The organism is Halomonas sp. H5, from assembly GCF_050613175.1.
In the GTDB taxonomy this organism is placed as follows: domain Bacteria; phylum Pseudomonadota; class Gammaproteobacteria; order Pseudomonadales; family Halomonadaceae; genus Bisbaumannia; species Bisbaumannia salifodinae.
Genome location: NZ_CP192510.1, coordinates 2,767,503 through 2,784,870, shown reverse-complemented (window position 1 = coordinate 2,784,870; position 17,368 = coordinate 2,767,503). Strand labels below are relative to the sequence as shown.

Sequence of the window (17,368 nt, the reverse complement as noted above, 5' to 3'; positions counted from 1 at the left end):
GTGTCGATTTCCCGCTCCGGAGAGCCCATGCTTCGCTTCGAAAACATGACGGTCAGGGTCAGCTGGTCGCTGGTCCTGGCCGCCTTCGCCATCCTGATCCTCGGCGCCAGCCTGCTCGGCCTGTTCTCCAACCAGACCGGCCGCGAGGCCTTCGGTACCCTCAATCGCCTCAACGTGGAGCAGGCCCAGGCCCTCAATCGCGCCTATATCGACGTGCTGCGGGCGCGCATCGAGATGGATCGCGCCGCCGAGCTGCTGCGCACCCCGGCCTTCGAGCGGCCGGGGCCGGCCATCGAGCGGGCCGAGGCCCTGCTGGGGTCCGCCGAGGCGGCCTTCGAACGCTTCCGGGCGGTGCCCCCCGCGGCCAGCCAGCAGGCGGCCATCGAGGCCCTGAGTCAGCGCTACCAGTCGCTGGTGGACAATAACCTGAGCCTGCAGCTGATGCTGCTCCAGGACGGCGACCATGGCGGCTACCGCTCCGGCCAGTCCCGGGTCACCGAGAGCAGCCAGGCCTTTATGGCGGAGGCCGACGACTTCTTCGCCGCCTCCGTCGGCGAGGGCCGGGCCCTGGCCGCCCAGTTCCGGCGCCTGGCCGACTGGCTCGGCGTCAGCCTGCTGGCCACCCTGGCGGCGGCGGCGCTGCTGATCGGCCTGGTGCTGTGGGGCGTGACCCGCAACGTGATTCGCCCGCTGCGCGAGGTGGTGGGGCACTTCCGGCGCATCGCCGAGGGGGACCTCTCGGCGCCCATCGAGGCCCGCGGGCGCAACGAGATCGGCCAGCTGTTCGCCGAGCTGGCCACCATGCAGGCCTCCCTCACCGAGACGGTGATTCACCTGCGCCGGGGTAGCGAGGGCGTCCACGAGGCCAGCCGCCGCATGGCCGAGGACAATGCCGCCCTGGCCGCCCAGACCCAGCAGCAGGGCGCGGCCCAGGCCCAGACCGCCGACCACCTGGCCCAGCTGACCCACGCCGTGGCCGGCAACGTGACCACCGCCGACGAGGTGGGACGCTCCGCCGAGGGCGCCACCCGGCGGGCCAGGGAGGGCGAGGCGGTGATCACCCGCTTCGCCGATACCATGGAGACGATCCAGTCCCACGCCGAGGAGATCGCCGGCATGGTCGCGCTGATCGAGAGCATCGCCTTCCAGACCAATATCCTGGCCCTGAATGCCTCGGTGGAGGCGGCCCGGGCCGGCGACCAGGGGCGCGGTTTCGCGGTGGTGGCCAAGGAGGTGCGCGAGCTGGCCTCGCGCAGCGACCACGCCGCCAAGGAGATCCGTGGGCGCATCGAGGCCTCCCGGCAGAGCGTGGCGGCGGGCGGCGAACTCTCCCGGGAGGCGGTGGAGCACACCCGCGAGATCATCCTCGCCATCGAGCGGGTGAATGCGCTGATGGCGCGTATCCACGATGCCTCCCGGGAGCAGCAGGCGGGCATCGACGAGGTCAACGGCGCCATGGCGCAGATGCAGGCGGCGACCCGGGACAGCGCCCGCCTGGTGGAGCGGGCCGCCGACGGCGCCCAGCGCCTGGAGGGCGAGGCCGAAGGCATGCAGGCCTACGCCCGGGGCTTCCGCCTCGATGCCGACCCGGTCGGGGACGACGCGGCCCCCGACTGGGAGGCCCTGGCGGTGACGCAGGATGAAGCGACACGGTTACCGGCCCTCGCGCATTAAATAACGCCAGCCATATATGCTATTGTCCATATATCTTTGGGGGCGGGCCTCGGGGCCTGCCCCTCCGTGTTTTTTCGAGAGGAGCCCGAGATGGCAATCACTATCGGTATCAATGGCCTGGGGCGTATCGGTCGCCTGACCCTGCGGGCCCTCTGGGCGCGAGTCGCGGCCGGCGAGGTGACGATCGGCCGCATCAACGACCCGGGCGGCGACGCCGCCACCTTCGCCCACCTGCTGGAGTTCGACTCCGTGCACGGCCGCTGGAGCCCGGGGCAGGGCATCCGCGCCGAGGATGACGCCATCGTGATCGACGGTCGGGCGATTCCCTTCAGCGCCCATACCGCCATCGGCGACAGCGACTGGTCGAGCTGCCGGGTGACCATCGAGTGCTCCGGCAAGATGAAGACGACGGAGAAGCTCCAGGCCTACCTGGATCAGGGCGTCGAACGGGTGGTGGTCAGTGCCCCGGTCAAGGAAGAAGGGGTGCTCAATGTGGTGATGGGGGTCAACGACGACCGCTATGACCCGGCGCTGCACCGTATCGTCACCGCGGCCAGTTGCACCACCAACTGCCTGGCGCCGGCGGTCAAGGTGATCCATGAGACCTACGGTATCCGCCACGGCTCCATGACCACGGTGCATGACATCACCAATACCCAGTCGATCCTCGATGCCCCCCACAAGGACCTGCGCCGGGCCCGGGCCTGCGGCATGAGCCTGATTCCTACCACCACCGGCTCCGCCAAGGCGATCACCGCCATCTTCCCGGAGCTCGAGGGCAAGCTCAACGGCCACGCCGTGCGGGTCCCGCTGGCCAACGCCTCCCTCACCGACATGGTCTTCGAGCTGGCGCGGGCGGTCACCGCCGAGGAGGTCAACGCCGCGCTCAAGGCCGCCGCCGAGGGCGAGCTGGCCGGCATCCTCGGTTATGAGGAGCGCCCCCTGGTCTCCATCGACTACCGCACCGACCCGCGCAGCGCCATCGTCGATGCCCCCTCCACCCTGGTGATCAATGGCACCCAGCTCAAGCTCTACGCCTGGTACGACAACGAGTGGGGCTACGCCAACCGCACCGCCGAGCTGGCCCTCAAGGTGGCCCATGGCTAGCGGGGGCGGGGACGAGTCGCTGGGCGCCCGGCTGCGGGCGCTGCCCTTCGAGGTGCGCCAGTACCTGCTGATCACCGGCAACTACTGGGCCTTTACCCTCACCGATGGCGCCCTGCGCATGCTGGTGGTACTCCACTTCCACCAGCTCGGCTACTCGCCGCTGGAAGTGGCCCTGCTGTTCCTCTTCTACGAGGCCTTCGGGGTGGTGACCAACCTGGTGGGGGGCTGGCTGGGTGCGCGCCTCGGGCTCAATCGCACCATGAACGTCGGCCTCGGCCTGCAGATCGTGGCGCTGGCGATGCTGATGGTGCCCGCCGCGGCGCTGACCGTGCCCTGGGTGATGGCCGCCCAGGCGCTCTCGGGGATCGCCAAGGACCTCAACAAGATGAGCGCCAAGAGCGCGGTCAAGGTGCTGGTGCCCCAGGACAGCGCCAACGCCGGCAGCGCCCTCTACCGCTGGGTGGCGATCCTCACCGGCTCCAAGAACGCCCTCAAGGGCGCCGGCTTCTTCCTCGGCGGGGCCCTGCTGACGCTGATCGGCTTCCGGGGCGCGGTGCTGGCCATGGCGCTGATGCTCGCCGCCGTGCTGATGTTGTCGCTGTGGCGGCTCAGGGCCGACCTGGGGCGGGTCAAGCACAAGCCCAGGTTCCGCGAGGTGTTCTCCAAGTCGCGGGCGGTCAACGTGCTGTCGGCGGCGCGGCTCTGCCTGTTCGCCTCCCGGGACGTCTGGTTCGTGGTGGCCCTGCCGGTGTTCCTCTATGACCAGCACGGCTGGAGCCACTGGACGGTGGGCGGCCTGCTGGCGATCTGGGTGATCGGCTATGGCGGGGTGCAGACCCAGGCGCCGCGGCTGACCCGGCTGATTCACGGTGAGGCGCGTCTGCTCACCGCCGGCTGGGCGGCGGCGCTGGCGCTGCTCGGCGTGGTGCTGGCACTGCTGCCGCTGGAAGCGGTGAGCTGGCTGGTGCTAGGCTTGCTGGCCTTCGGCGTGCTCTTCGCCGTCAACTCCAGCTGGCACAGCTACCTGATCGTCCACTATGCCCGGGCCGACGGGGTCTCCATGGACGTGGGCTTCTACTATATGGCCAACGCCATGGGACGGCTGATCGGCACCCTGCTGTCGGGCTGGCTCTATATGCAGTACGGGCTTGGCGCCTGCCTGTGGGTGGCCGCGGCCCTGGTGGCGACCAGCGCCGTGCTGGCCCTGGGGCTGCCGCGACGCTCTGCCTGACACCATTGGAGGAGTGATTCGCCTGATGCCCTCGAAGGAGGTAATGCTTGGAAGCCATTCGCCTGTTCAAGTGCCTGGGTGACGAGACGCGCCTGCTGCTGGTGCTGCTGATCCATCGGGAGGGCGAGCTCTGCGTCTGCGAGCTGACCCATGCCCTGGAAGCTTCCCAGCCCAAGGTCTCCCGTCACCTGGCCCAGCTACGCGCCTGCGAGCTGCTCAGCGATCGTCGCGATGGCCAGTGGGTCTACTACCGCCTGGCCGAGGCCCTGCCCGGCTGGGTCGGCCGGGTGCTCGAGGCCGCCGAGGCGGGGGAGGGGGCACGCCTCGACGCCCTCCAGGCCCGGCTCGGCTGCATGGGAAACCGCCCGGAGCGACGTTCGGCGCTGTGTTAACACCTGGGAGGTATTGTCTCGACCGAGGGCCGGATCAGGCGGCGCTGGGGAAGTGGTGCCGGGTCTGGTTGGCGATGCGCACCAGGGCCAGCATCAGCGGCACCTCCACCAGCACCCCCACCACCGTGGCCAGCGCCGCCCCGGACTGCAGGCCGAACAGGGCGATGGCGGCGGCCACCGCCAGTTCGAAGAAGTTGCTGGCGCCGATCATTGCTCCGGGGGCGGCAACGTTGTGGGGTACCTTCCACGCCTTGGCCCAGCCGTAGGCGATAAAGAAGATCAGCACCGTCTGGAGGATCAGCGGGATAGCGATCAGCACGATATGCAGCGGCGCCTCGAGGATGACCTCGCCCTGGAAGGCGAACAGCAGCACCAGGGTGATAATCAGCCCAATCGGTGTCACCGGGCCGAGGCGCTTCATAAAGACGTTGTCGTACCACTCGCTGCCGTGGCGTTTGATCAGGCTGCGTCGGGTCAGATAGCCGGCCACCAGCGGAATCACGATATAGAGTACCACCGACAGCGCCACCGTATCCCAGGGCACCCGGATATCGGAGATGCCCAGCAGCAGGACCACAATGGGGGCGAAGGCGAACAGCATGATCAGGTCGTTGAGCGCCACCTGCACCAGGGTGTAGGCGGCGTCGCCCCGGGTCAGGGTGCTCCAGACGAAGACCATGGCGGTGCAGGGGGCGGCGCCCAGCAGGATGGCGCCGGCCAGGTACTGGCTGGCCAGTTCCTGCGGAATGAGCGGGCGAAAGATCACCATCAGGAAGAGCCAGGCGATGGCGAACATGCTGAAGGGCTTGATCAGCCAGTTCACCGTGGTGGTGATGACCAGTCCCCTGGGTTGGCGGCGCACGCCGAGCACGGCGGCGAAGTCGATCTGCGCCATCATCGGGAAGATCATCGCCCAGATCAGGATCGCCACCGGGATCGATACCTGGGCGACCTCGAAGCGCGACAGGGTCTCCGGCACCACCGGGGCGAATTGGCCCAGGGCCACCCCGGCGATAATGGCCAGGGCCACCCAGATCGAGAGGAAACGCCCGAACGGCCCCATGCCCTCGGCGGTGCTGGGGGCCTGGGACGCCTGATGTGTGGTCATGCCGTGGCTCCTCTAGATGGCTCGCTGGTTGACCCGCGACGAGAGGGCCGCGGCGGATTCCTTGCGTTCGGAGTAGCGGTCGGTAAGCACCTCGCGGCGGCCGCGCACCAGCAGGGTGAATTTCACCAACTCCTCCATGACATCGACGATGCGGTCATAGAAGGGCGAGGGCTTCATACGATCGTTATCATCGAACTCCATAAAGGCCTTGGGTACCGACGACTGGTTGGGGAGGGTCAGCATGCGCATCCAGCGGCCGAGTATCCGCAGCTGATTGACGGCATTGAATGACTGGGAGCCGCCGCATACCTGCATCACCGCGAGTGTCTTGCCCTGGGTCGGGCGGACCGCGCCCAGGGAGAGCGGAATCCAGTCGATCTGTGCCTTCATGATACCGGTCATGGCGCCGTGGCGTTCCGGCGAGCACCACACCATGCCCTCGGACCACTGCACCAGCTCGCGGAGTTCCGCTACCTTGGGGTGGGTCGCCTCCTCGGTATCCGGCAGGGGCAGGCCGTGGGGGTCGAAGAGGCGCGTTTCGGCGCCCATGGCTCGCAGCAGGCGCGCGGCCTCTTCCACCGCCAGGCGGCTGAAGGAGCGGCTTCGCAGCGAACCATAGAGCAGCAGGATACGCGGCGCCTCGGCATCGCCCTCGGCGAGGCCCAGGGCCTCGGCACTGGGCGCGCGAAAAAGCGCCGGGTCGAGGTTGGGCAGGTCGGTCACTGGGCTCATGATGCCTCCGGCATGGGGGGATGAGATTTATCATATATGCCTATTCGTATATATCAAGCGCAAGCGCGCTTCGCCGTCCCCGCGAGCCGGGGTGCTATGCTCGACACTCGAACCGCGAGGGAGGTGCTATGGGCGAGGCCCTGAGACTCGAGGCCCTGGGCATCGGCGCCTTGAAGGAAGTGTCCCTGTTGCTGGCCCCCGGCGAGGTGCTGTGCCTCTCCGGGGCCAGCGGTAGCGGCAAGAGCCGGCTGCTGCGCGCCATCGCCGACCTGGAACCCCATGAGGGCGAGGCCTGGTTGGGAGACACCGCGCGTTCGTCGTTGCCGGCCCATCAGTGGCGGGCCCGGGTGATGCTGGTGCCCGCCGAGAGCCACTGGTGGGCGGAGCGGGTCGGCGAGCATCTGGCGGTGGCGCCGAGCGAGGCGGATCTCGCCGCCCTGGGCTTCGATGCCGGGGTGCTGGCGTGGGAGGTCGCCCGGCTCTCCTCCGGGGAGAAGCAGCGCCTGGCGCTGCTGCGCGCCGTGGCGGTATTGGATGAGCGTCCGGCCGAGGCCGCGGCGCTGCTGCTGGATGAGCCCACCGCCAACCTGGACGAGGCCACGACCCGGGCGGTGGAGGCCTGGATGAGCGAGCGCCTCGGCGAGCGGGGCTGGCCGACGATCTGGGTGGCCCATGACCCCGGGCAGGTCGCCCGGGTGGCGGGGCGTCACTGGCATATCGAGGGCAACCGACTGGTCGAGAAGGAGCCCCGCGCATGGACGTGATCGCCCTGGCCTGGTGGCAGTTGGCCATCGCGGCGTTGCTGGTGGTGGCCCTGGCCGGCTGCACGGCGCTGATGCGCCTGGGGGTGGGCCGCAGCCTGCTGATCGCCGGCACTCGTACCGTGGTTCAACTGGCGCTGATCGGCCTGGTGCTGGAGGCGCTGTTCGCCGCCGAGCGATTGCTGTGGGTGGCCCTGATGGCCATGGCCATGTTGCTGGTCGCCGGTCGCGAGGCGATGGCACGGCAGCAGCGCCGGCTGCGCGGCGGCTGGGCCTTCGGCATCGGCACCCTGGCGATGTTCCTGTCGTCCTTCACCGTGACCGTCCTGACCCTGACGGTGATCATCGGCCCCGAGCCCTGGTACCGGCCCCAGTACGCCATCCCCCTGCTGGGCATGCTGCTGGGCAACACCATGACCGGGGTCGCCCTGGCCCTGGACCGTCTCACCGAGAGCGCCTGGCGCCAGCGGGCGGTGATCGAGAATCGCCTGATGCTGGGCCAACCCTGGCAGGTGGCCATCGGCGATATCCGCCGCGAGGCCATGCGTAGCGGCCTGATGCCCACCATCAACGGCATGGCGGCGGCGGGGCTGGTCAGCCTGCCGGGCATGATGACCGGCCAGATCCTGGCCGGTACGGCACCGGGGCTGGCGGTGAAATACCAGATCCTGATCATGTTCGCCATCGCCCTGGGGACCGGCTTCGGTGCCCTGGCCGCGGTGTCGGTCGGCAGCCGGCGGCTATTCGACAAGCGCGAGCGACTGCGCCTGGACCGCCTGGCGGCGCCGCGCGGCTAGCCGACCTCAGGAGGCCGTCGGTTGGGGCAGGACGTCGGAGCCTGGCAGGCCAGCGCTCAGGAAGCCGCCAGGAAGTCGGCGCTCAGGAGGCCGCCAGGAAGTCGGCGCTCAGGAGGCCGCCAGGAAGTCGGCGCTCAGGAAGTCGACGATAGCGGCGATCAGCCGCTCGGGACACTCCCGGTGGGGCAGATGGCCGCAGTCGCTCAGTAGTCGCGACTCGGCGGGGCCCGCCGTCAGGGCGGCGATACGCGCCGGCTGTTCGGCCGAGCCATAGTCGTCATTCTCGCCATGCAGCGCCAGGGTGGGGCAGGTCACCCGGGCCAGGGCCGCGTCCAGGGTCCAGTCGCGGAAGGCCTCGGAGTGCCAGTTGTCGACCCAGGCGCGCAGCACCCAGTCGGCCTTGTCGCCGTGGTATCGGGCCAGGCGCTGCATGCCACCCGGCGCGGTAAAGCCTCGCTCGGCCTCGCGGATGCCGGCCAGGGTGCGGGGCTCGTTGAAGGCCTGGGCCGCCACCGTGATCAGTGCCTCGCAGGCCGCCGGGTGCCGGCCCGCCACTTCCACGGCCATGCCGCCGCCGACGCTATGGCCCAGCGCCACGAAGCGCTCCAGGTCGAAGTGGGCGCGCACTGCGGTGAAGGCGCCCCGGGCCTCGTCGGTAATAAAACTCGTCGGCTGAGGGCCGGGGTGGGGCGCCGAGCGCCCATGGCCCAGGCGGTCGTAGGCGATCACCTCGCGCCCGCTGGCTCGGGCCAGGCGCTCGGGAAAGTCCCGCCATAGCGCGATGCAGCCCAGGGAGTCATGCAGCAGCACCAGGGGGGAGCCCGGGGCATCCGCAGCCATGGGTGTCCAGCGCGCCGCATGCAGCGCGCCGTTGGGAGTCTCGATTCGGTACTCCCTGACCCGAGGTTGATCTGCCATGGTTTCGTTCCTGTCGAGCCGTTAGTCGATGAGCTCCACGGCGATGGCGGTGGCCTCGCCGCCGCCGATGCACAAACTGGCGATGCCGCGCTTGCCGCCGGTGGTGCGCAGGGCGTGTACCAGGGTGGCGATGATCCGTGAACCGGTGGAGCCGATGGGGTGGCCCTGGGCGCAGGCGCCGCCATAGATATTCACCTTGTCGTGGGGAATATCGAGCCCGTCCATGGCCAGCAGGGTCACCACCGCGAAGGCCTCGTTGATCTCGAAGAGGTCGACGTCATTCACCCCCCAGCCGAGTTTCTTGAGCAGCTTGTCGATGGCCCCCACCGGGGCGATGGTGAACTCGCTGGGGTGCTGGGAGTGGGTACTGTGGCCGAGGATCCGCGCCAGGGGCGTGGCGCCATGGCGCTCCGCGGCGGCCTGGCTGGCCAGGATCAGCGCCGAGGCGCCATCGGAGATGGAGCTCGAGTTGGCGGCGGTGATGGTGCCGTCCTTGGCGAAGGCCGGGCGCAGGCCGCGGATCTTGTCGAGCCTGGCCTGGAAGGGCTGCTCGTCGTGGGTGACCAGGGTCTCGCCCTGGCGGCCGGTGACCGTCACCGGGGCCATCTCGGCCTTCAGGTGGCCCGCTTCCTGGGCGGCCATGGCCCGCTCCAGGGAGGCGATGGCGAAGTCGTCCATGCGCTCGCGGGTATAGCCCCGCTGGGTGGCGACCTCCTGGGCGAAGCCGCCCATCAGCTTGCCGGTCTCGGCATCCTCCAGGCCATCCAGGAACATATGATCCTTGAGCTCGCCATGCCCCAGGCGGTAACCACTGCGGGCCTTGGTCAGCAGATGGGGGGCATTGGACATGGACTCCATGCCGCCGGCCAGCAGCACCTCGCCGGAACCGGCGCGGATCAGGTCATGGGCCAGCATGGTGGCCTTCATGCCGGAGCCGCACAGCTTGTTGATGGTGGTGGCGCCGATGCCATCGGGGATGCCGGCCTGGCGCATGGCCTGGCGGGCCGGCCCCTGCTTGACCCCGGCGGGCAGCACGCAGCCGAAGATGCCCTCGTCGATCACGCCCGCCTCGATGCCGGCCCGCTCGATGGCCGCCCGGGTCGCCGCCGCGGCCAGCTGGGGGGCGGTCAGGCTCGACAGGCTGCCCTGCAGGCCGCCCATGGGGGTACGGGCGGCGGAAAGGATGACGACGTCGTTCATGGTGGATCTCCTCGATGATGGAGCGCTATCCCGTTGACCCTCGAACGGGGCCATGGTTTGCTGTCAGCATAACCAAGCAAGCGCTAGTGTAAACAGGATGAATGTCGTGAATGATTCTCCGCGCCGCCGGGAACTGACTCGCCTGGCGGCCCAGCTGTTCGTCCAGGAAGGCTTCGATCGCACCACGGTGCGCATGCTGGCCCAGGAGATGGGCATCAAGTCCGGTAGCCTCTTCCACCACTTCCGCGACAAGCAGGAAATTCTCTGTGCGGTGATCGAGGAGGGCACCCAGAACGCCCTGGCCATCGCCCGGGAGGCCCTGGAGGCCTGCGAGCCCAACCCCGAGGCGCGGCTGCACGCCATGGCCCGGGCGCATCTCGAGACCCTGCTTACCGACCGCAATGCCCATGTGGTGGCCCTCTACGAATGGCGACGCCTGGACGCCGAGTCCCGAGCCCACCTCAGCCACCTGCGCGACGCCTATGAGGCATTGTGGCAGGAGGTGGTGGGGGACGCCCTGGAGGCCGGCCTGATTCATGGCGACAAGTTCCTGGTCTCGCGCTTCGTGCTGGGGGCGCTCAACTGGACGGTGCGCTGGTACGACCCCGATGGGTCGAGAACGCCCGAGGAGCTGGCCCGCGAACTGATCGCCATGATCACCCCCTCTTCGCGCTGATCGCTTATCGCCGCCCGCTTGGGCGGCTTCTCCCGACCATGGTCTAGTCTCGATCGCCTTGCCGACGCCGCCTCTTTCGTCTTAGCGTTGTACCAAGCGCTTGCTAGGTTTTGCAAGTTGACGTTTACGTTAAAGGTAGACAAGAGGCTTTGCGCCGCGCAGGCTTCGATAACAAGCACAAGAGGGCAGGTTATGAGCACCACTGCGACCCAGACCGACTACGCCAGCTACCTGGAAGACTTCTCCCTGGAGGCGCTGATCGCCCGCCTCGACGATCATCGCGACGGCCAGCTCAACGCCTATGAGGCCTGCTGCGGACGCCACCTGCGCGAGGGACGCGGCGAGGTGGCGGCCCTGGTCCAGGAGGGGGGCGATGGCAGCGTCAGTCGCCTCAGCTACGCCGAACTCGACGCCGAGAGCGCCAGGCTGGCCGGCTGGTTCAAGGCCCGCGGTCTGGGGGAGGGGGATCGCATCGCCTGCATGCTGCCGCGTACCCCGGCGCTGCTGATCACGGTGCTGGCCACCTGGCGCATCGGCGCGGTCTATCAGCCGCTATTCACCGCCTTCGGCCCCGATGCCCTGGAATATCGCCTGGAGCGGGCCGACACCCGGCTGGTGATCACCGATGCCGCCAATCGCGCCAAGTTCGAGGACCTCGCGGCCTGCCCGCCAATCCTCAATGTGGACGGCGACGGCGACGGCGACGGCGACCTGGCCTGGACCGAGGCCCTGGCCCATGCGCCCCTGGGCGAGGCGCCGCCGCGGCTGGCTCCGGACGCGCCCTTCCTGCAGATGTTCACCTCCGGCACCGTGGGCAAGCCCAAGGGGGTGGCGGTGCCGCTCTCGGCGCTTCCCGCCTTCGCCCTCTATATGGAGCTGGCCATCGACCTGAGGCCCGAAGATCGCTTCTGGAACATGGCCGATCCCGGCTGGGCCTACGGCCTCTACTACGCCATCGCCGGGCCCCTGCTGCTGGGGACCACCACCCACCTCTGCGAGGCGGGTTTCAGCGCCGAGGGGGCGCTCGACTTTATGCGTCGCCACGGCATCACCAACTTCGCCGCCGCGCCCACCGCCTACCGGCTGATGAAGGCCTCGGGGATCTTCGACGAGGCCGCCGAGCAGCTGTCGCTGCGGGTCGCCAGTTCCGCCGGCGAACCCCTCAATACCGAGGTGGTCGGCTGGGTGGAGCGGGCCCTGGGCTGCCCGGTGATGGATCACTACGGCCAGACCGAGACTGGCATGACCTGCTGCAACCACCATGCCCTGGCGCACCCCAAGCACATCGGTGGCATGGGGGTGCCGATGCCCGGCTATCGGCTGGCGATCCTCGATGCCGAGTACCGGGAACTGCCCGCCGGGGAACCCGGGGTGCTGGCGGTGGATATCGCCCGCTCGCCGGCCTTCTTCTTCCCCGGCTACACCTGGCAGGAGAAGCATCCCTTCGCCGAGGGCTACTATTTGACCGGGGACGTGGTGATTCGCAACGCCGACGGCAGCTTCCAGTTCGCCGGCCGCGACGACGACATCATCACCACCGCCGGCTACCGGGTCGGTCCCGCCGATGTGGAGAACTCGGTGCTGACCCACCCGGCGGTGGCGGAGTCCGCGGCGGTGGGCAAGCCCGACGAGATCCGCGGCGAGATCATCAAGTCCTTCGTGGTGCTGCGGGAGGGCCATGAGCCCAGCGAGGCCCTGGCCGAGGAGATTCGTCAGCGGGTGCGCGAGCGGCTCTCCACCCATGCCTTCCCGCGGGAGATCGCCTTCGTCGAGACCCTGCCCAAGACCCCCAGCGGCAAGATTCAACGCTTCAAGCTGCGCGCCCAGGCCGCCGAGGAGGCGGAAACGGCGCCCAGCCACTAACCGGAGACAGCGATGCAGATTCAAGACCAGACCTTCCTGATTACCGGGGCCGCCTCCGGGCTGGGGGCGGCCACCGCCGAGCGCCTGGTGGCCGCCGGCGGCCGGGTGCTGCTCAGCGACCTGAGCGACAGGGTCGAGGCCCAGGCACGGGCCCTGGGCGAGGCCGCCCGGGCCCTGTGCGGGGACGTGACCTCCGAGGCGGACATGCAGGCGGCCATCGACGCCGCCATCGAGCTCGGCGAGGGGCGTGGCCTGGCCGGGGTGATCCATTGTGCCGGGGTGGTCAGCGTGGCCAAGCTGGTGGATCGGGAGGGCAACCCCGCGGACCTGGAGGCCTATGCCCGCACCATCCGGATCAACCTGGTGGGCAGCTTCAATGTGATGCGCCTGGCCGCCGCCGCCATGACCCGCAATGCGCCGGGCGAGGATGGCGAGCGGGGAGTGATCATCAACACCGCCTCCGTGGCCGCCTTCGATGGCCAGGTGGGGCAGTGCGCCTATAGCGCCTCCAAGGCCGGGGTGGTGGGGATGAGCCTGCCGGCGGCCCGGGAGCTCTCGCGACACGGTATCCGGGTGATGGCCATTGCCCCCGGGGTCTTCGAGACGCCGATGATGAGCGATATCCCCGAGGAGGCGGTGGCGGCCCTCTCCGCCGCCGTGCCCTTCCCCAAGCGCCTCGGCAAGCCCGACGAGTTCGCCCGCCTGGCGGAGCAGATCGTCACCAACTCGATGCTCAACGGCGAGGTGATTCGCCTGGATGGCGGGATTCGGATGCAATAGACCCGCCCGAGAAGCGAGAGGGAAGAGGAAGGCAGGGCTACTGCTGAGGGGCGCTGGGGGCAGGCCGGAGCAAAGCGTCTTTTTCAGGGACGAAAAAGTCGAGCGTCCATGGATGGATTCACAGCGTCTTTGCGTAGTGCCTGTCCCCAGGATAGCCCCGGGCCTATACAAGGAGGGGGTAACTGCGATGGCTTCACGGCTGGAGTTGCGCGAATCGCCGCCAGCTGCTTGGTTTAATAGACCCCGGCCCGCGGCGGGCCGGCCCTGTTGAAGTGCTATCGAGCGATCAAGGAGGCGTCGAATGTCTATCGAGAAAGTTGCCTATCGTGCCCATGCCAAGGCCACCGGCGGCCGCGACGGTCGTGCCGTCTCCTCCGACGGGGTCCTCGATGTCGCCCTGGCGGTGCCCAAGGAGATGGGCGGCGGTGGCGGGGCGGCCACCAACCCCGAGCAGCTCTTCGCCGCCGGCTACTCCGCCTGTTTCCTCGGTGCCATGAAGTTCGTCGCCGGCCGCGACAAGCTGCCGCTGCCGGATGATGTCAGCATCGAGGGCGCGGTGGGCATCGGCGAGATTCCCGGCGGCTTCGGTATCGAGGTGGAACTGAAGATCTCCCTGCCGGGCATGGACAAGCAACAGGCCCAGCAGGTGGTCGATGCCGCTCACCAGGTCTGCCCCTACTCCAATGCCACCCGGGGCAATATCGATGTGACCCTGACCCTGGTGGATTAGCCTCGCGTCCGTGCACTGCCCGCGGCACGCCGTGCCTTGACCGCCCACCCCGAGGCTTCGGGGTGGGCGGTATCGTGTCGGGCCCTTGGCGACTATCGACCAAGGTCGGGGGCTTTCCCCCGAGGGAATTCAAACGAACGCTTGACGTCTGGCGAGGCGCCGGTTAGTTTCAAACAAATGTTTGAAATTGGCGCCGCCGCCTAGCCTATTCTCGATTTCCGGCGCCCTCTTCTGGAGAGACCGACATGCCCGACTATCAGGCCCCCCTGCGCGATCTGCGTTTCGTGATGGACGAGATGCTCGACTATCCGGCTCACTACGCTCGCCTGCCGGGTGGCGACGACGCCTCCCCGGACGTGGTGGCGGCCATCCTCGAGGAGGGCGCGCGCTTCGCCCGCGAGGTGCTGTTGCCGCTGAACCAGAGCGGCGACCGGGAGGGCTGCCGGCTGGAGGGCGGCGAGGTAAAGGCGCCGAAGGGTTTCAAGGAGGCCTATGCCCAGTACGTGGAGGGGGGCTGGCCGAGCCTGGCCGCCGACCCGGCACAGGGCGGCCAGGGGCTGCCGCACTCCCTGGCCATGGTGCTCTCGGAGATGATCTGCGCCACCAACCTGGCCTGGGGCATGTACCCGGGACTCTCCCACGGCGCCGCCGACGCCCTGCGTCACCACGGCACCGAGGCGCAGAAGGCCACCTACCTGACCAAGCTGGTGGAGGGCACCTGGACCGGCACCATGTGCCTCACCGAGCCCCACTGCGGTACCGACCTGGGGCTGATCAAGACCCGCGCCCTGCCCACCGATGACGGTGCCTATGCGATCACCGGCACCAAGATCTTTATCTCCGCCGGCGAGCATGACCTGGCCGAGAATATCGTTCACCTGGTACTGGCCAAGCTGCCGGACGCCCCCGAGGGCTCCAAGGGCATCTCGCTCTTTGTGGTGCCCAAGTTTCTGCCCGATGCCGACGGCAACCCGGGCGAGCGCAATGGCGTGGTCTGCGGGTCGCTGGAGCACAAGATGGGCATCCACGGCAACGCCACCTGCGTGATGAACTTCGACGGGGCCAAGGGCTTTTTGGTGGGCGCCCCCAACAAGGGCCTGGCCTGCATGTTCACCATGATGAATGCCGCCCGTATCGGCGTCGGCATCCAGGGCCTGGGGCTCGCCGAGGCGAGCTTCCAGAATGCCCTGGCCTATGCCCGCGACCGCCTGCAGATGCGCGCCCTCTCCGGTCCCCAGGCCCCCGAGAAGGCCGCCGACCCGATCATCGTGCACCCGGACGTGCGGCGCATGCTGCTGACCCAGAAGGCCTTCGCCGAGGGCGGCCGGATGCTGGTGCTCTATACCGCCCAGATGATTGATATCGTCGAGCATGGCAGCGCCGCCGCCGAGCGGGAGCGCGCCGAGACCCTGCTGGGCCTGCTGACGCCCATCGTCAAGGCGTTCCTCACCGAGGTGGGCTTCGAGGCCACCAACGAGGGGGTGCAGGTGTTCGGCGGCCACGGCTTTATCCAGGAGTGGGGCATGGAGCAGCTGGTGCGGGACGCCCGCATCACCCGCCTCTACGAGGGCACCACCGGCATCCAGGCCCTCGACCTGCTGGGGCGCAAGGTGCTGATGAGCCAGGGCGAGAGCCTCAAGGTCTTCACCAAGGAGATCCACAAGTTCTGCCAGGCGGAGGAGGGCAACACCGCCCTCGCCGAGTTCGTGCGGCCGCTGGCCAAGCTCAACGCCGAGTGGGGCGAGCTGACCATGGGCATCGGCATGAAGGCCATGGCCGACCGCGAGGAGGTGGGGGCGGCCAGCGTCGACTACCTGATGTACTCCGGCTACGTGACCCTGGCCTACCTCTTCGCCCGGGCCGCCAGGCAGGCCCAGGCGACCCTGGCCGAGGGCAGCGACGATGCCGCCTTCTATCGCGGCAAGCTCAATACCGCGCGCTTCTACTTCGAGCGCCTGCTGCCGCGCACCCGTACCCACAAGCAGGCCATCGAGGCCGGCGCCGAGTCGCTGATGGCGATGTCCGCCGAGGATTTCGGCCGCGGCTTCGAGCTCTGATCTCGAGGTGATACCCGGCCAACGCGCCCCGAGGCGGGGCGCCAGACTTGCTGTGATCGATCTCTCTGGTCAGTCGCGCTGACCGCTTGCTTACGGCGACCTCGGGTCGCCGTTTTTTTTATCTTTTATCGGCATAGGCGCCGTTCGGCCTCCTCCTGCGTGACCTCCTGGCCGGAGGGTAGGGGGGCCGCCGGGTCCCGCAGCCAGGCCGCCAGGTCCGCCTCGGTCTGTGCCCGTCCCCGGTAGCGGGTCAGCATATGGTAGCCCTCGGGATAGAGGGCCAGGCGCCAGGCCGGGGGCGGTGGCAGATCCGCCAGCAGGGTACAGACCGCGGCCTCGGGAATCACCTGATCCGCCTCGCCGTAGAGCAGCAGCAGGGGCCCCGGCTGGTCGGGCGCCGCCGCCAGGGCGGCATCCATCAGTCGCGCGACCCCATCCAGGGCCTCGATGCGGGCGCTGCGCAGCAGTAGCGGGTCCCGGGCCAGTTGGCGGCGGATCTCCGGGTCATCGGTGGGCTCGATGCCCAGGCGCCGGGCGGTGCGGGCCGAGAAACGCGCCTCCGGCGCCAGGCGCATGCCGAGCCATAGCCCCAGACGCTGGTACCAGGGCATGGTGTTGCGTCCCCACACCGCCGGGGCCACCAGGAGTCCACCCGCCACTGGTGGCCGCTCAGCCAGCACCCGCAGCGCCACGGCGGCACCCATGCTCTTGCCCAGCAGGTAGCGGGGCGTGGTGGGGTACTGTGCCTCCAGCCAGGCCAGCATGGCACGGGTGTCCGCCACCAGGGCCGCCTCGCCGGGCCAGTGGCCGCGGGCCCCAGTGGTGCCGAAGCCGCGCTGATCATAGGCGTAGAGAGCGATGCCTCGGGCACTCAGCGCCTCACCCAGGAGCGTGAAGCTGCCGGCATGATCGTTGAAGCCATGCAGGGCCAGCACCAGGGCCCGGGGCTCGCCCGCCGGCAGCCACTGCCGGTAGGGCAGGCGCCGGTCTTCCGCGACCTCGACATAGCCCGCATAGGGGGGCGGCAGGTCGAACGACGGCGATGCGCCCTGGGTCGCGCAGCCGCTCAGGGCGAAGGCCAGCAGGGCCGTGAGCCATGGCAGCCTCATGGCGGGTCCACTGTCAGGGATAGCCCCCAGGCCGGGGGCGGTGGCAGATCCGCCAGCAGGGTACAGACCGCGGCCTCGGGAATCACCTGATCCGCCTCGCCGTAGAGCAGCAGCAGGGGGCCCCGGCTGGTCGGGCGCCGCCGCCAGGGCGGCATCCATCAGTCGCGCGACCCCATCCAGGGCCTCGATGCGGGCGCTGCGCAGCAGTAGCGGGTCCCGGGCCAGTTTGGCGG

At 69.0% G+C, this 17,368-nt stretch carries 17 protein-coding genes; 11 read left to right on the top strand and 6 right to left on the bottom strand.

What is annotated here, in order from left to right; translation table 11 throughout:
• Positions 1-27: 27 nt before the first annotated feature.
• The 4 genes from ACQ1W9_RS12905 (at position 28) to ACQ1W9_RS12890 (ending at position 4,404) form a co-directional block, all read left to right on the top strand.
• Entirely contained in the window at positions 28-1,674 is a 1,647-nt protein-coding gene (locus tag ACQ1W9_RS12905; protein WP_431023738.1) for a methyl-accepting chemotaxis protein, read from the top strand.
• 90 nt (positions 1,675-1,764) lie between these two features.
• A complete protein-coding gene (locus ACQ1W9_RS12900; RefSeq protein WP_431023737.1) occupies positions 1,765-2,781 on the top strand; it encodes an ArsJ-associated glyceraldehyde-3-phosphate dehydrogenase in 1,017 nt (338 codons plus the stop codon).
• Positions 2,774-4,012 (top strand): organoarsenical effux MFS transporter ArsJ, encoded by a 1,239-nt coding sequence (arsJ, locus tag ACQ1W9_RS12895; RefSeq protein ID WP_431023736.1) that lies wholly within the window; start codon positions 2,774-2,776, stop codon positions 4,010-4,012. The genes ACQ1W9_RS12900 and arsJ overlap by 8 nt, the downstream gene beginning before the upstream one ends.
• Positions 4,013-4,059: 47 nt before the next feature.
• Complete coding sequence (locus ACQ1W9_RS12890; protein WP_346063218.1) at positions 4,060-4,404, top strand: metalloregulator ArsR/SmtB family transcription factor; 345 nt, start codon at positions 4,060-4,062, stop codon at positions 4,402-4,404.
• Positions 4,405-4,438: 34 nt separating this feature from the next.
• Here the strand turns inward: ACQ1W9_RS12890 and arsB are convergent, their stop codons facing one another.
• Positions 4,439-5,512 (bottom strand): ACR3 family arsenite efflux transporter, encoded by a 1,074-nt coding sequence (arsB, locus tag ACQ1W9_RS12885; protein ID WP_431023735.1) that lies wholly within the window; start codon positions 5,510-5,512, stop codon positions 4,439-4,441.
• 12 nt (positions 5,513-5,524) lie between these two features.
• Positions 5,525-6,244: an arsenical resistance protein ArsH gene (gene arsH, locus ACQ1W9_RS12880; protein WP_431023734.1), complete on the bottom strand. Its 720-nt coding sequence runs from the start codon at positions 6,242-6,244 to the stop codon at positions 5,525-5,527.
• 128 nt (positions 6,245-6,372) lie between these two features.
• Here arsH and ACQ1W9_RS12875 point away from each other — a divergent pair, with 128 nt between their 5' ends.
• Together ACQ1W9_RS12875 and ACQ1W9_RS12870 are read left to right on the top strand one after the other, a co-directional pair.
• A complete protein-coding gene (locus tag ACQ1W9_RS12875) occupies positions 6,373-7,008 on the top strand; it encodes an ABC transporter ATP-binding protein (RefSeq protein ID WP_431023733.1) in 636 nt (211 codons plus the stop codon).
• Positions 6,999-7,802, top strand: a complete 804-nt coding sequence (locus tag ACQ1W9_RS12870) for an ABC transporter permease (protein ID WP_431023732.1) — start codon at positions 6,999-7,001, stop codon at positions 7,800-7,802. Before ACQ1W9_RS12875 ends, ACQ1W9_RS12870 begins: the two co-directional genes overlap by 10 nt.
• Positions 7,803-7,910: 108 nt before the next feature.
• Here ACQ1W9_RS12870 and ACQ1W9_RS12865 read toward each other — a convergent pair whose 3' ends face one another.
• Positions 7,911-8,720, bottom strand: a complete 810-nt coding sequence (locus tag ACQ1W9_RS12865) for an alpha/beta fold hydrolase (RefSeq protein ID WP_431023731.1) — start codon at positions 8,718-8,720, stop codon at positions 7,911-7,913.
• Between the two features lie 21 nt (positions 8,721-8,741).
• Entirely contained in the window at positions 8,742-9,920 is a 1,179-nt protein-coding gene (locus tag ACQ1W9_RS12860) for an acetyl-CoA C-acyltransferase (RefSeq protein ID WP_431023730.1), read from the bottom strand.
• Between the two features lie 97 nt (positions 9,921-10,017).
• Here ACQ1W9_RS12860 and ACQ1W9_RS12855 point away from each other — a divergent pair, with 97 nt between their 5' ends.
• The 5 genes from ACQ1W9_RS12855 to ACQ1W9_RS12835 all read left to right on the top strand — a co-directional run bounded on the left by ACQ1W9_RS12855 (position 10,018) and on the right by ACQ1W9_RS12835 (position 16,026).
• Positions 10,018-10,596 (top strand): TetR/AcrR family transcriptional regulator, encoded by a 579-nt coding sequence (locus ACQ1W9_RS12855; RefSeq protein ID WP_431023729.1) that lies wholly within the window; start codon positions 10,018-10,020, stop codon positions 10,594-10,596.
• Positions 10,597-10,788: 192 nt separating this feature from the next.
• The gene (locus ACQ1W9_RS12850) at positions 10,789-12,459 is read left to right on the top strand and encodes an AMP-binding protein (RefSeq protein WP_431023728.1); all 1,671 of its coding nucleotides are present in this window, start codon (positions 10,789-10,791) and stop codon (positions 12,457-12,459) included.
• 12 nt (positions 12,460-12,471) lie between these two features.
• Complete coding sequence (locus tag ACQ1W9_RS12845; protein WP_431023727.1) at positions 12,472-13,239, top strand: SDR family NAD(P)-dependent oxidoreductase; 768 nt, start codon at positions 12,472-12,474, stop codon at positions 13,237-13,239.
• Between the two features lie 301 nt (positions 13,240-13,540).
• Positions 13,541-13,969, top strand: coding sequence for an organic hydroperoxide resistance protein (locus ACQ1W9_RS12840; protein WP_346063209.1), 429 nt, complete (start codon positions 13,541-13,543; stop codon positions 13,967-13,969).
• Between the two features lie 245 nt (positions 13,970-14,214).
• Entirely contained in the window at positions 14,215-16,026 is a 1,812-nt protein-coding gene (locus ACQ1W9_RS12835) for an acyl-CoA dehydrogenase C-terminal domain-containing protein (protein WP_431023726.1), read from the top strand.
• Between the two features lie 125 nt (positions 16,027-16,151).
• On the opposite strand, the gene ACQ1W9_RS12830 is transcribed toward ACQ1W9_RS12835, so the two are convergent.
• Positions 16,152-17,135, bottom strand: coding sequence for a lysophospholipase (locus ACQ1W9_RS12830; RefSeq protein WP_431023725.1), 984 nt, complete (start codon positions 17,133-17,135; stop codon positions 16,152-16,154).
• Positions 17,132-17,290: a hypothetical protein gene (locus ACQ1W9_RS12825; RefSeq protein WP_431023724.1), complete on the bottom strand. Its 159-nt coding sequence runs from the start codon at positions 17,288-17,290 to the stop codon at positions 17,132-17,134. Before ACQ1W9_RS12825 ends, ACQ1W9_RS12830 begins: the two co-directional genes overlap by 4 nt.
• Positions 17,291-17,368 lie beyond the last annotated feature (78 nt).

What these genes read in the sequence shown, in the direction of transcription:
- ACQ1W9_RS12825 (WP_431023724.1), bottom strand. Translation starts at nt 17,290, where the DNA reads ATGCCGCCCTGGCGGCGGCGCCCGACCAGCCGGGGCCCCCTGCTGCTG.
- ACQ1W9_RS12865 (WP_431023731.1), bottom strand. Translation starts at nt 8,720, where the DNA reads ATGGCAGATCAACCTCGGGTCAGGGAGTACCGAATCGAGACTCCCAAC.
- ACQ1W9_RS12830 (WP_431023725.1), bottom strand. Translation starts at nt 17,135, where the DNA reads ATGAGGCTGCCATGGCTCACGGCCCTGCTGGCCTTCGCCCTGAGCGGC.
- arsJ (WP_431023736.1), top strand. Translation starts at nt 2,774, where the DNA reads ATGGCTAGCGGGGGCGGGGACGAGTCGCTGGGCGCCCGGCTGCGGGCG.
- ACQ1W9_RS12835 (WP_431023726.1), top strand. Translation starts at nt 14,215, where the DNA reads ATGCCCGACTATCAGGCCCCCCTGCGCGATCTGCGTTTCGTGATGGAC.
- ACQ1W9_RS12905 (WP_431023738.1), top strand. Translation starts at nt 28, where the DNA reads ATGCTTCGCTTCGAAAACATGACGGTCAGGGTCAGCTGGTCGCTGGTC.
- arsH (WP_431023734.1), bottom strand. Translation starts at nt 6,244, where the DNA reads ATGAGCCCAGTGACCGACCTGCCCAACCTCGACCCGGCGCTTTTTCGC.
- ACQ1W9_RS12855 (WP_431023729.1), top strand. Translation starts at nt 10,018, where the DNA reads ATGAATGTCGTGAATGATTCTCCGCGCCGCCGGGAACTGACTCGCCTG.
- ACQ1W9_RS12900 (WP_431023737.1), top strand. Translation starts at nt 1,765, where the DNA reads ATGGCAATCACTATCGGTATCAATGGCCTGGGGCGTATCGGTCGCCTG.
- ACQ1W9_RS12850 (WP_431023728.1), top strand. Translation starts at nt 10,789, where the DNA reads ATGAGCACCACTGCGACCCAGACCGACTACGCCAGCTACCTGGAAGAC.
- ACQ1W9_RS12845 (WP_431023727.1), top strand. Translation starts at nt 12,472, where the DNA reads ATGCAGATTCAAGACCAGACCTTCCTGATTACCGGGGCCGCCTCCGGG.
- ACQ1W9_RS12860 (WP_431023730.1), bottom strand. Translation starts at nt 9,920, where the DNA reads ATGAACGACGTCGTCATCCTTTCCGCCGCCCGTACCCCCATGGGCGGC.
- ACQ1W9_RS12840 (WP_346063209.1), top strand. Translation starts at nt 13,541, where the DNA reads ATGTCTATCGAGAAAGTTGCCTATCGTGCCCATGCCAAGGCCACCGGC.
- ACQ1W9_RS12870 (WP_431023732.1), top strand. Translation starts at nt 6,999, where the DNA reads ATGGACGTGATCGCCCTGGCCTGGTGGCAGTTGGCCATCGCGGCGTTG.
- arsB (WP_431023735.1), bottom strand. Translation starts at nt 5,512, where the DNA reads ATGACCACACATCAGGCGTCCCAGGCCCCCAGCACCGCCGAGGGCATG.
- ACQ1W9_RS12875 (WP_431023733.1), top strand. Translation starts at nt 6,373, where the DNA reads ATGGGCGAGGCCCTGAGACTCGAGGCCCTGGGCATCGGCGCCTTGAAG.